Here is a 12,765-nt window from a genome sequence, read left to right as displayed (position 1 = left end):
GATTTCCCGCAACGCCTACAGAATGTATTTTCTTAAGGAATCTGTAAAATCGCGGATTCTCTCATCTGCGATTTCTCTGAGATCTGTCCTCTTCAGGCTCTCTATATACCCCAGTTCCTGCTGGTAGAGCCAATGTGTCACGCTCGGATTCAGGTGCCCGTAGTGACAGTCCAGAACCCAGTCCTCATAAGTGATCGGTGTCCCGTGTCCCAGCTTCTCCTCAAGAAGATCCTTCATCTGAATCCGATCTGCCCGATCCCGAATATCTCTCCAGAAGCCGAGCACCTCGTCCACGTGCTCATGAATCTCGTAACGGCGGGCTCCTCCGTCGTAGATGATACATTTTTCAAAAAGAGGGTCCCGCATGGAAAGCGTCACCCTGCGGAATTCCGGCGAAATAATGCCGTCCTTCCAGTAGAAATCAACATCAGGGATATTGACTCCGGATACGCCTCTGTCCTGATAGGTGCTGAAGATTCCCTCGTAGAAGACGCAGTAGAACCCCTCGAACGCAGGCCAGAACTCCCGGAATTTCTCCGTGAGCCTTTCCAGAATTTCGACAGCCTTCGTTCCACCAATCGTAAAGATGATGATATTTCGAAGCGCCGCGCCGCTCGCCCTGTAAAAATCCGTCACATATTCCAGGCACTGAATCAGCGTCTCCCCTGAAGCTATGATATCTCCGATCAGCAGTGTGCTGTCCGGCACCATGGTCAGCTTGGAATACTTGATCTTCAGGCCGGCAAGCTCTTCTTCATTGAAGACACGCTCACTCGACAAAAAGCTGATGTCATGAATCCTCACATGTTCCCGATAGCATGCCTCTTCAAGCGGGTAATTCAAGGCTCCCCGCAGAATCGATAGTATATTCGCGCAGGAAACCTTCCCGTTTTCTTTGAAATAATACATCATCTGCGATGTGGCAGGGAGCATGCACCTGTATACCTCATAGCCGACAATCTCCGGCGTATTCATCAGCTTCCTGGTCTCCGACTCTGAGACAATGTAATAATGATTCAGGTAATCCTTTCCCTTCAGCTTATAGCAATCGACTCCCTGTTCCGAGAATTCCTTTTCGATATATAACCTGCTCTCCACGATAACAATTCCCCCTCAATCACTTTCCGTACGCAACGGTTTATGTGCAACTCGCGGTAAGCATCTCTCCTCATCCAACGGTTTGTATGCAGCTCGCGGTAAGCACCTCTCCGTACACATCTCTCTGTATCATCTGCTTCATCCAGACAAAAACCGGACAAATTCTTTTCAATACTACCACAGAACAGACCGGAATTCATCAACTTTAAAAAAATAAAACAGAATCGCAAAAACAAAATCGCCCACACGCAAATCCCCGGTGAATTCTCCTATGTCTGTTGACCAGAACTTGAACGCTGTCCGGATTTCGCCTGATCCCCTCCGGAACGAACAATTCATTTCAAATTTCCATTTTTTATGCTATAGTTGTATAAGTCGGGCAAGAAGGTTGCCCGGGTCTGCGCAGTGCAATCCAGCCTGCAATTCCGACTGTATTTCAGCCTGCATTACGGATCGCGTTTCAGACTGCACTTTATTTTGCAATTTAAATTTTTTCTGATAAATATATGGGAGGAAGTATGGAAGCAAAAGACTGTAAAAGGAAAGTAATTCTGACCGGAGATCGCCCGACAGGCCGTCTTCATCTCGGTCATTACGTGGGGTCACTGAAGAGAAGGGTACAACTGCAGAACTCCGGGAAGTTTGATGAAATTAATATTCTGATTGCCGATGATCAGGCACTCACCGACAACTGGAACAACCCACAGAAGATCCGCGACAACATCATTGAGGTTGCTCTGGACTATCTGTCCGTCGGCATTGATCCCGAAAAATCCACCATCTGCATTCAGTCCGGTATCCCGGCTCTCCATGCGCTGACTTTCTACTACATGAATCTTGTAACCACCCAGAGACTGAGCCGCAATCCCACGGTAAAGAACGAAATGACCCTGAGAGGCTTCTCCAGTTCCGAAGGCGTAAACAACAATGAGGCGGGACTTCCCGCCGGCTTCTTCACCTATCCTGTATCTCAGGCTGCGGACATCACTGCCTTCAAGGCAACCACTGTTCCTGCCGGAGAAGACCAGGAGCCGATGCTGGAGCAGACACGCGAGATTGTCCGCAAGTTCAATACGACATATAGCCGGGATGTTCTGGTGGAGCCTGACATTCTTCTGCCGGAAAATGAAACCCAGAGACGGCTTCCCGGTACCGACGGCACCGCCAAAATGTCGAAATCGCTCGGTAACTGCATCTATCTGTCTGATGATCCGAAGACGGTCAAGACAAAGGTCATGGGGATGTATACCGACCCGCAGCACCTGAACATCGCCGATCCCGGACATGTAGAGGGCAACGCTGTGTTTACCTATCTGGACGCATTCTGCACAGATGAGCAGTTTGCCGAATACCTTCCGGAGTACGCAAATCTGGAAGAGATGAAAGATCATTACAGAAGAGGCGGCCTCGGTGACGTGAAATGCAAGAAGTTCCTGATCAAGGTACTGGAAGAAATGCTCACACCGATCCGCGCGGAAAGAGCCAAATGGGCAGCCGATATTCCCGAGGTGTACAATATACTCCGGAAAGGAACGGAGCATGCCGCGGAAGAGACAAACCGGACACTCGAAGAGGTTCGCGACGCGATGCGGATCAATTATTTTGATGATGATGCCATAATCGGTGACTGGGAATCCTGGATCAATCACTGAACCACGGGACATGTCATAGAATCCCGGGTTAATCACTGAACCGGGGCATAAAGCATAGAATCCCGGGTTAGTCACTGAACCGGGGCATAAGTCACAGAATTCTGATTCGTCCGGACCAGACGCCAGGTGCGCCAGGGGGCCGGACGAATTTTTATTTATGGGCTTTAGCCTGTTGAGCTCGAGCGAGTATTTCCCAACGGAAATATGAGCCGAGCGAAATAAAAAACCACCCGCTATGCGGGTGAGAGTCAAATAGTTATACAATTGAGATCAACTCTTTCTATAATAGAGGTGTCCAAGCCACTATTTAAAAGAAAGAGGTGATCTCATGGCGAACCAGGCGAATAGCCTTGCGCATACCAAATGGCTGTGCAAGTACCATATCGTGTTCACACCAAAGTATAGGCGAAAAATCATTTACAATCAATACAAGCAAGACCTTGCAGAGATAATTCATCAGTTATGTGCATATAAAGGTGTCACAATTATCGAAGGTCATCTGATGCCAGATCATGTACATATGCTGGTTAGCATACCGCCTAAGATCAGTGTGGCATCATTTATGGGATATTTGAAGGGGAAAAGTGCCCTTATGATGTTTGACAGGCACGCAAATTTAAAATACAGGTTTGGAAACAGACATTTTTGGTCAGAAGGATATTATGTCAGTACAGTAGGGTTAAATGAAGCTACCATCAGAAAATATATCCAAGACCAGGAGCGGGCGGATATCATACAGGACAAGCTCAGCGTAAAGGAATACGAAGACCCTTTTAAGGGTCAGGGTAAGTAATACGGATGCCCCTTGAGGGGCAGCGACGAGTAAAAAGCAATGTGGCTTGAACGGAGCTGCGGGAAGTGATCAAAGAAACTTCCCGTAGCCATAAAGTGAAAGCCAGCGCCTTGAGACGCTGGCCTAGCAACACGGGCTTATAGCCCGGACCGAACCACCCGTTTCACGGGTGGCGGCGATTAATAGCATATGTTCGGATAGTGATATTAGTGATATGGATGATAATCCATGGCATTCGGACAGATTGTGTATTTCCTTCAACTTAAGTCAGGGAAAGTGAATTTTGTAAAATAAAACTTGCATTATATACTGAATAATAAGTATATTACGGACAATATATAACGTAAATTGAATAACTATGATTTTATTCTTGCATGATATATAACTACATGCTATAATCCAACACAGAGCACAGACAAGGGTCCAATGGACCGTTTGTTGTTATTTTTTATGAAAGTGTATAAATTTTAAGGAGGAACACAACCATGTCTTATGTAGACGACGTCTATGCAAAAGTTGTTGCCAAGAACCCGGCAGAGCCAGAGTTCCATCAGGCAGTAAAAGAATTCCTGGAGACGGTACGTCCTGTCATCGACAAACATGAGGAAGAGTACAGAAAAGTTGCTCTTCTTGAGAGACTGACAGAGCCGGAGCGTCAGATTCGTTTCCGTGTGCCGTGGGTTGACGACAAGGGACAGGTTCAGGTCAACACAGGATATCGTGTACAGTTCAACAGTGCGATTGGACCGTACAAGGGAGGTCTTCGTTTCCATCCTTCTGTATATTTCGGAATCATCAAATTCCTTGGTTTTGAGCAGATCTTCAAGAACAGCCTTACAGGCCTTCCGATCGGCGGTGGCAAGGGCGGTTCCGATTTCGATCCGAAGGGCAAGTCTGACAGAGAGGTTATGGCATTCTGCCAGAGCTTCATGACAGAGCTGTATCGTCATATCGGAAAAGATACCGATGTACCGGCAGGTGATATCGGTGTCGGCGGACGTGAGATCGGATTCCTCTATGGTCAGTACAAGAGAATCACAGGACTGTATGAAGGAGTACTTACCGGTAAGGGACTGAGCTACGGCGGTTCTCTCGCAAGAACAGAAGCTACCGGTTATGGTCTGATTTACTTCACACAGGAACTGATGAAGATTAACGGCATTGATGTCGCAGGCAAGACAGCCGTTGTATCCGGTGCAGGTAATGTTGCGATCTACGCAATTCAGAAGGCACAGGAGCTTGGTATGAAGGTTCTTACCTGTTCAGATTCTACCGGATGGGTTTATGATCCGGACGGCATTGATGTAGAGGCTCTGAAGGAGATCAAGGAAGTCAACAGAGCACGTCTGACAGAGTACAAGAAGTATCGTCCGAACAGTGAGTATCATGAGGGACGTGGAGTGTGGACAATCAAGGCAGATTTTGCATTCCCGTGCGCGACACAGAACGAGCTGAACCTTGACGATGCAAAGACACTGGTTGCGAACGGAGTAACTGCTGTATGCGAGGGCGCAAACATGCCTACCACTCTGGATGCGACAAATTACCTCAAGGAGCACGGCGTTATCTTCGGACCGGCAAAGGCTGCAAATGCCGGCGGCGTTGCAACATCTGCACTTGAAATGTCTCAGAACAGTGAGCGTCTGTCCTGGACCTTCGAGGAGGTTGACGCAAAGCTCAAACAGATTATGATCAACATCGTACATAACATTGACGCAGCAGCGAAGGAATACGGCAAGGCAGGAGACTATGCTGCAGGTGCCAACATCGCAGGCTTCAAGAAGGTTGCAGACGCAATGATGTCTCAGGGCATTGTCTGATCAGCAACAGAGCAACAGATAAGAACAGTAAGCGGGACCGGAGAAATCCGGTCCCGCTTACTGTATAAGTCCAGTCGCAATGTTCTCGGCCCACGGGGAGCTTGCTCACCAGTGGGCAAGAACATTAGCGGCGACAACAGGTATGAGCTCTTCGAAAACGCAGACAGGATCGTCACACGCAAAGTATGCACAGAAAACAGAAATAACTTGCAAATAGAAATAACTTGCAAACAGACGGGTTAACGGGTACAATCTCTCTATTCTGATTTAGCTCAGATGATCTGGCTGTTCGAAAGTTGATTATCCGGCATCCTTGTTTCGGTCACCCGGGGAAATGGAGTTGTCATGAAAAATAATATTGTGCTGATTGGAATGCCTGGAGCAGGCAAAAGTACACTGGGAGTAATTCTGGCGAAGGAGCTCGGATATCAGTTTCTGGATACGGATCTTCTGATTCAGAAAAGGGAAAAGCGTCTGCTAAAGGATATTCTGGAACAGGATGGAGTTGACGGGTTTCTTCGGATTGAGAGTGAGGTAAATGCCGGACTTCAGGCAGAGCGGTCAGTAATCGCCACAGGCGGAAGTGTCGTTTACAGTGAGGAGGCAATGAATCATCTCAGAGAAATCGGTACGGTTCTTTATCTGAAGCTTCCCTATCGCCCTCTTACACGCCGTCTGGGAAATCTCCACAACCGCGGGGTTGTCCTCAGAGATGGACAGACATTGCGGGATCTCTATAAGGAGAGAAGTGTTCTTTATGAAAAATATGCGGACATCATTGTTGATGAGTCCGGAAGAGATATTGAAGGTACGCTGGTTCTGGTTAAGAACGCGTTGAAGGAACAGGGTTGCTTTACAAAAGATTAAAAGTAGGTTAATATGGTGACGTAAATGCGCTTGTGCCTGTGGTTCCGTTTATTGTCCGGGTGCAGGCAGATACTGTGGTAATATCAGGTAAAGAAATCGTGTCAAACGATAATTACAGTAGTCATCGAATACATTAATCATCATAAACAGTGATTTCAGCAGTCGTCATATTCAGGTTTGTATCGCTTTGGATGATAAAATGTAAGGATCGGTTTTTATACCGTTGCATATTGTATACATAGAATAAGTACGGCGGTCAGGGGAGATATGACAGTCGGAAATATCGAGGTGGAGAATGGATAAGTATGTAATCAAGGGAGGCAATCCTCTTGTCGGAGAAGTAGAGATTGGAGGAGCCAAAAATGCTGCGCTTGCTATACTTACAGCTGCAATAATGACAGATGATCCGGTTACCATTGAGAATATGCCGGACGTAAGTGATATTAATGTACTGCTTGACGCAATTTCCGTTATTGGCGCGACCGTTGACCGCCTTGACCGCCACTCTGTGAGAATCTGCGGGAATACCATTGGTTCTGTCAGTGTGGATTATGAATATATCAAGAAGATTAGAGCGTCGTATTATCTTCTGGGAGCGCTTCTCGGGAAGTACAAGCATGCGGAGGTTCCGCTTCCGGGAGGCTGCAATATCGGAAGCCGCCCGATCGATCAGCATCTGAAGGGATTCCGTGCGCTGGGTGCCAGCGTGGAGATCCGTCACGGTGTAATTGTTGCGAAGGCAGAGAATCTTCACGGCGCGCATATTTTTATGGATATGGTTTCTGTCGGAGCCACCATCAATATCATGATGGCAGCAGCTCTTGCCAGAGGCAACACCATCATTGAGAACGCGGCGAGGGAGCCTCACGTGGTTGACACAGCCAACTTCCTGAACAGCATGGGTGCGAATATCAAGGGCGCCGGTACCGATGTGATTCGTATTCGCGGTGTGGAGTCGCTTCACAGCACAAATTACGCGATTGTTCCGGATATGATTGAGGCCGGCACATATATGATGGCTGCAGCGGCCACCAGAGGGGATCTTCTGATCAAGAATGTTATCCCGAAGCATCTGGAGGCGATAACAGCGAAATTGCAGGAAATTGGCTGTGATGTAACGGAATTTGATGATGCGGTTCGCATCTCCGCAAAGCATCGTCTGGGCAAGACGCATGTGAAGACGCTTCCGTATCCGGGATTTCCGACCGATATGCAGCCACAGATCAGTGTGACTCTTTGCCTCGCAAGCGGTACCAGTATTGTGACAGAGAGTATTTTCGAAAATCGCTTCAAGTATGCCGATGAACTGGCACGTATGGGCGCTTCCATTAAAGTGGAGGGCAACACAGCGATCATCGACGGCGTGGAGGGTCTCACCGGAGCAAGAGTAAGCGCTCCTGATCTGCGTGCCGGAGCAGCTCTTGTCATCGCTGGAATGGCAGCGGAAGGCATTACCGTTGTCGATGATATTGTCTATATCCTGAGAGGATATGAGGATTTCGACGCAAAGCTCAGAAATGTTGGAGCGGAAATAGAAAGAGTGTCTGATGAGCGGGAGATTCAGAAGTTCCGTCTCAGAGTCGGTTAAAAATAATCTTTTCTGACAGATGTGAAACCAGAGGGTGAAAACCTTACTGTATAAGTCCAGTCACGGAAGCTGCGAAGCAGCGAAGTGACTGGACTTATACAGTATGTGGCACGATGTATCGTATGGGCGTTTACTGAATAACAGAATGCCCGTTTGAGCGGAGACTGGTTGGACAATTTATTTTCGGTGTCTAAATACGTGGTATTTTTCAGGCAATCGGCTTGACGGGCTATATTAAAAGCGTTATCGTATAGCACGAAGTTGTGAAAACTGCATATTGCTTTCTCTTATTCAGAGTGGCGGAGATACATAGGATCTGTGAAACCACGGCAACCCCGGAGACGGAAGGTGCCAACCTGAGCGAGATACTCGAACAATAAGGGAATTGGTCGGCGGATCCAATTCAGTACTTGTTGGGCCGCTTTTTTGTTCCCGGCAATCCGGGTGCAGAAGCGATCAGCTGCAAACAGGGAATAAGCAAAGGCTTGCTGAAAGTCGAAGAGGCAAGGCAGTTCATACGATGACCGGCATCTGCCGGAGGTCATTACATATTGGTCAGGACGTAGGTCCTGAAACAGAAGGAGAGACAAAATGGAGAAGAGATTATTTACATCCGAGTCTGTTACCGAAGGTCATCCGGACAAGGTCTGCGATGCTGTAAGTGACGCGATCCTTGACGCCTGCATGGCACAGGATCCGATGAGCCGTGTGGCCTGCGAGACGGCTGCATGCACCGGATTTGTTCTTGTAACCGGCGAGATCACCACAAAGGCGAAGCTTGATATTCCTGCCATCGTCCGCGAGACAGTGAATGAGATCGGATACAATGACGCGAAGACCGGTTTTGATGGAAATACCTGTGCAGTTATGGTTGCGCTGGATCAGCAGTCCGCAGATATTGCGATGGGCGTCGACAAATCCCTGGAAGCAAAGGGCGGCGCACAGGAAGATGATCTGGACACAGGTGCCGGCGATCAGGGTATGATGTTCGGTTATGCCTGCAATGAGACTCCGGAACTGATGCCGTATCCGATTGCGCTGGCGCACAAGCTGGCACTGAAGCTTACAGAGGTTCGCAAGAACGGAACGCTGAAGTATCTTCGTCCGGACGGCAAGACACAGGTGTCCGTAGAGTATGATGAGAACGGAAAGCCGGTGAGACTTGAGGCAGTCGTTCTTTCTACACAGCATGATGATGACGTAAGCCAGGAGCAGATTCACGCGGATATCAAGAAATATGTATTCGATGAGGTTCTGGACCCGGCAATGGTAGATGACAAGACCAAGATCTATATCAATCCTACTGGCCGTTTTGTAATCGGTGGACCACACGGTGACGCAGGCCTGACAGGCCGGAAGATTATTGTAGACACCTATGGCGGATATGCTCGTCACGGCGGCGGCGCATTCTCCGGTAAGGACTGCACAAAGGTTGACCGTTCTGCAGCTTATGCGGCCAGATACGTCGCAAAGAACATCGTTGCGGCAGGACTTGCAGACAGATGTGAGATTCAGCTCTCCTACGCGATCGGTGTCGCAGAGCCGACTTCTATCATGGTTGACACCTTCGGAACCGGTAAAGTATCCGATGAAAAGCTTGTAGAGATCATCCGCAAGAATTTCGACCTTCGTCCGGCCGGAATCATCAAGATGCTTGATCTTCGCCGTCCGATCTACAAGGCGACAGCAGCTTACGGACACTTCGGACGTACCGACGTGGATCTTCCGTGGGAGCATCTCGACAAGGTAGACGCGATCAAGGCAAGCCTTTGATGGCTGCGGATTCGACGCGATAGAAATATGGGACATGCTCCCGATAGGGCGTCAGAATATGCAGATGAACGCATTCGGTAAATATTGCGGTTGCGGCATGATATAGATGTTTATGGTATAGATATTTATTTAGGAAGGGTTCTCCTCCCGGTCTTTGTGGTCGGGAGAAGAACCCTTTTTTACGCGAACAGTGAGCCGCAGCCGAATGCGAAGTATTCGTGTGCGGCGAGCGTCGCGATAGCGAGATAAAACTCGCGCAGCGTGTTTTATCTCGTTCAAAAAAATTTCAAAAATCGCAGATCGTGAGTGTGATATACTGAACGGAGAGTGGTGCGGCGATGCGGAAGCTGCGGAGTCGTAAGTGCTGCGGGCGCAGCGGAGGTAAGTAAAAAGAAGTTTCGGCACCGGCAGCGGTGAGTGCACAACGGAGCCAAAGGAAAAAGAGGCTGCGGTTTTGGAAGAGGCACGGGCGCAGCTGAGGTAAGGAAAAAAAGGCTGCGGCACCAGGAGCGGTGTATGTGCATCGGAAAAAATCATAATAACGGAAAAAGGAACAGAGAACATTGATTTTGAAGCGAAAGAAAGAAAAAACAGCCATGGATCTCCGGACGCGGATCGGAATCGCTTTTATTCTGGTGATTCTGATACCTGTCCTGCTCTGCAGCGCGGCGTTCTATGTGCTGATGAATTATAAGGTAAGGCAGCTTGGCAGACAGTATGGGATTGACAATCCGGGAATGGAGAGTCTGTATAACAATGCGCTGCTGATTTCGAAGACTCTCGACGAGACACTTTCCTCCGTGCAGCACACGCTTGAGAACGATCCGGACATGCTGGAGGATAAGAGGTATCTGAAGGAACTGAATGAGACACTCAGCGGAAATGGAGCATTCATTGTGGTGCGGAAGGGAAACGCCATATATTATAACGGCAGCACGGATCTTTCGAATGCGGAGCTGCTGTCGCAGCTTCCGTCATCGGCCGACGGGATATCCGGAAATGAGGAGAACGGAGAAAATTCCTATATACAGGTCCGGAACCAGGCAATGCTCAAGCAGATCAGCTTCCGATTTTCCGACGGCTCAAGAGGAAGTATTTTTCTGATCAGCATGCTGAACCAGCTGGCGCCGGAGATCAAAGGGGCAATGACGGAGACGATACTGCTGATTATCGTGATTCTGAGCTTTACCAGCATTGCGATGGGTATCTGGATCTACCGGGGTGTCATCATCCCCATCAACCAGCTCAAAAAGGCTGCGCAGAATATCCGTGACGGCAATCTGAATTTTGTGACGCAGAAGAGCGGAATCAAGGAGATGGATGATCTCTGCGATGATTTCGAGGAGATGAGAGTACGGCTGAAGGAATCTGCCGAGGAGAAGATCCGTTTTGACGCGCAGAATCGTGAACTGATCAGCAATATTTCACATGATCTGAAGACACCGGTGACCGCGATCAAGGGTTACACGGAAGGACTGATCGACGGCGTGGCAGCCACGCCGGAGAAGCAGCAGCGGTATATCCGCACGATTTACAATAAAACCATTGAGATTACGAGGCTGATCGATGAGCTGACCATGTACTCCAAAATCGACACGAACCGGATTCCGTATAATTTTCAGAAGATCCATGCGTCCTCCTATTTTGAGGATTGCCGTGAGGAACTGAGCATGGAGCTGGAACAGCAGAATATCCGGCTGAATTACAGCAATGATCTGGTCGATGATGCCGTAATTATTGCAGATCCGGAACAGCTCCGCCGCGTGATCAACAATATCGTAGGCAATTCCGTGAAATATATGGACAAGGATCCCGGAATCATCAGCATCCGCTTGCGCGACGTCGGTGACTTTATACAGGTGGAGATCGAAGATAATGGGAGAGGAATCAATCAGAAGGATATACCGAGAATTTTTGACCGGTTCTACCGAAGCGATCAGGCAAGAAGAGCAAGAGGAGGAAGCGGAATCGGACTTTCCATTGTCAAGAAGATCATCGAAGATCACGAGGGAAAGGTTTGGGCGACGAGCAGGGAAGGCGAGGGAACAATTATTTACTTCGTGCTTCGCAAATATCAGGAGGGAAGACATGAGCAAAATTCTAATCATTGAGGATGAGGAATCCATAGCAGAACTGGAGAAGGATTATCTGGAGCTCTCCGGATTCGAGGTTGATATTGAGAATGAAGGAGACAAGGGGCTGAAGCGGGCGCTGGAGACCGATTATGATCTGTACATTCTTGACCTTATGCTTCCTGTTGTAGACGGATTTGAAATCTGCAGAAAGATTCGTGAGAAAAAGAACGCGCCGATCATCATTGTGTCGGCAAAAAAGGACGACATCGACAAGATCCATGGTCTCGGACTTGGCGCGGACGATTATATGACGAAGCCGTTTTCTCCGAGCGAGATGGTGGCGCGGGTCAAGGCGCACATGGCGCGGTATGACCGTCTTGTGAGCAGCCAGCCTAAGAACGACATTATCGAGATCCGCGGGATCCGGATCGACAAGACAGCCAGAAGAGTGTGGGTGAACGGGGAAGAAAAGACATTTACCAACAAGGAATTTGATCTTCTGACCTTTTTGGCTGAGAACCCGAATCATGTGTTTACAAAGGAAGAGCTGTTCCGCGAGATCTGGAACATGGATTCCGTCGGAGACATTGCGACCGTAACGGTGCACATCAAGAAGATCCGGGAGAAAATCGAGTTCAATACAGCAAAACCACAGTATATTGAGACGATATGGGGTGTCGGCTATCGTTTTAAAATATAAGCTGGCCACAGGGACTTATGTGCGCGTTTCTGTCAGACTGAGAGCAGTAACATTTCCCATATTGGAGGTATATGGAGAAAAATCTATCGTTATGCCTTGAAAATGCAGGAACTGTAACCCGGAGAGAGCTGCTCCGGGTTGTCATTGTCATCCTGAAAAACGAGATAAAACACGCTGCGCGAGTTTTATCTCGCTATCGCGACGCTCGCCGCACACGAATACTGCGCATTCGGCTGCGGCTCACTGTTCGCGTAAATAAAACGTTGTCACCCTAAAAGATAAAATAGGTGTCAAGCATAAATGAAAATGTCTCGAAAAAACTTTAACATGAGCCCCGGTTTTCCGGGGCTTTTATTTAATATCCGTGTTAACACTCTAATCATGCACTTTTTAGATCTT

9 protein-coding genes and 1 riboswitch are annotated in these 12,765 nt (G+C 48.4%); of the genes, 8 read left to right on the top strand and 1 reads right to left on the bottom strand.

What is annotated here, in order from left to right:
- Nucleotides 1–15: 15 nt before the first annotated feature.
- Nucleotides 16–1,098: a hypothetical protein gene (locus ACTQ3A_RS11915; protein WP_441474692.1), complete on the bottom strand. Its 1,083-nt coding sequence runs from the start codon at nucleotides 1,096–1,098 to the stop codon at nucleotides 16–18.
- 518 nt (nucleotides 1,099–1,616) lie between these two features.
- Here ACTQ3A_RS11915 and trpS point away from each other — a divergent pair.
- The 8 genes from trpS (at nucleotide 1,617) to ACTQ3A_RS11875 (ending at nucleotide 12,366) form a co-directional block, all read left to right on the top strand.
- Entirely contained in the window at nucleotides 1,617–2,750 is a 1,134-nt protein-coding gene (gene trpS, locus ACTQ3A_RS11910) for a tryptophan--tRNA ligase (RefSeq protein ID WP_441099489.1), read from the top strand.
- A gap of 328 nt (nucleotides 2,751–3,078) precedes the next feature.
- Nucleotides 3,079–3,543: an IS200/IS605 family transposase gene (gene tnpA / locus ACTQ3A_RS11905; RefSeq protein ID WP_441495331.1), complete on the top strand. Its 465-nt coding sequence runs from the start codon at nucleotides 3,079–3,081 to the stop codon at nucleotides 3,541–3,543.
- A 485-nt stretch (nucleotides 3,544–4,028) separates the two neighbouring features.
- Nucleotides 4,029–5,363: an NADP-specific glutamate dehydrogenase gene (gene gdhA, locus ACTQ3A_RS11900; protein WP_441101319.1), complete on the top strand. Its 1,335-nt coding sequence runs from the start codon at nucleotides 4,029–4,031 to the stop codon at nucleotides 5,361–5,363.
- Nucleotides 5,364–5,708: 345 nt separating this feature from the next.
- Nucleotides 5,709–6,230, top strand: coding sequence for a shikimate kinase (locus ACTQ3A_RS11895; RefSeq protein ID WP_441101318.1), 522 nt, complete (start codon nucleotides 5,709–5,711; stop codon nucleotides 6,228–6,230).
- Between the two features lie 295 nt (nucleotides 6,231–6,525).
- On the top strand, nucleotides 6,526–7,818 hold the full coding sequence (locus ACTQ3A_RS11890) for a UDP-N-acetylglucosamine 1-carboxyvinyltransferase (RefSeq protein ID WP_441101317.1): 1,293 nt from the start codon (nucleotides 6,526–6,528) through the stop codon (nucleotides 7,816–7,818).
- Between the two features lie 284 nt (nucleotides 7,819–8,102).
- Nucleotides 8,103–8,201, top strand: a riboswitch (SAM riboswitch).
- A gap of 208 nt (nucleotides 8,202–8,409) precedes the next feature.
- Nucleotides 8,410–9,591: a methionine adenosyltransferase gene (metK, locus tag ACTQ3A_RS11885; protein WP_441495165.1), complete on the top strand. Its 1,182-nt coding sequence runs from the start codon at nucleotides 8,410–8,412 to the stop codon at nucleotides 9,589–9,591.
- A gap of 596 nt (nucleotides 9,592–10,187) precedes the next feature.
- On the top strand, nucleotides 10,188–11,702 hold the full coding sequence (locus ACTQ3A_RS11880) for an ATP-binding protein (RefSeq protein WP_441495166.1): 1,515 nt from the start codon (nucleotides 10,188–10,190) through the stop codon (nucleotides 11,700–11,702).
- Entirely contained in the window at nucleotides 11,680–12,366 is a 687-nt protein-coding gene (locus ACTQ3A_RS11875) for a response regulator transcription factor (protein WP_441101315.1), read from the top strand. The genes ACTQ3A_RS11880 and ACTQ3A_RS11875 overlap by 23 nt, the downstream gene beginning before the upstream one ends.
- The last annotated feature ends 399 nt before the right edge of the window (nucleotides 12,367–12,765 follow it).

The organism is Bilifractor sp. LCP21S3_F8 (assembly GCF_052117805.1).
In the GTDB taxonomy this organism is placed as follows: domain Bacteria; phylum Bacillota; class Clostridia; order Lachnospirales; family Lachnospiraceae; genus Bilifractor.
Note: the sequence above shows the minus strand (reverse complement) of the source record. Positions and strands in the feature narration are given on the sequence as shown.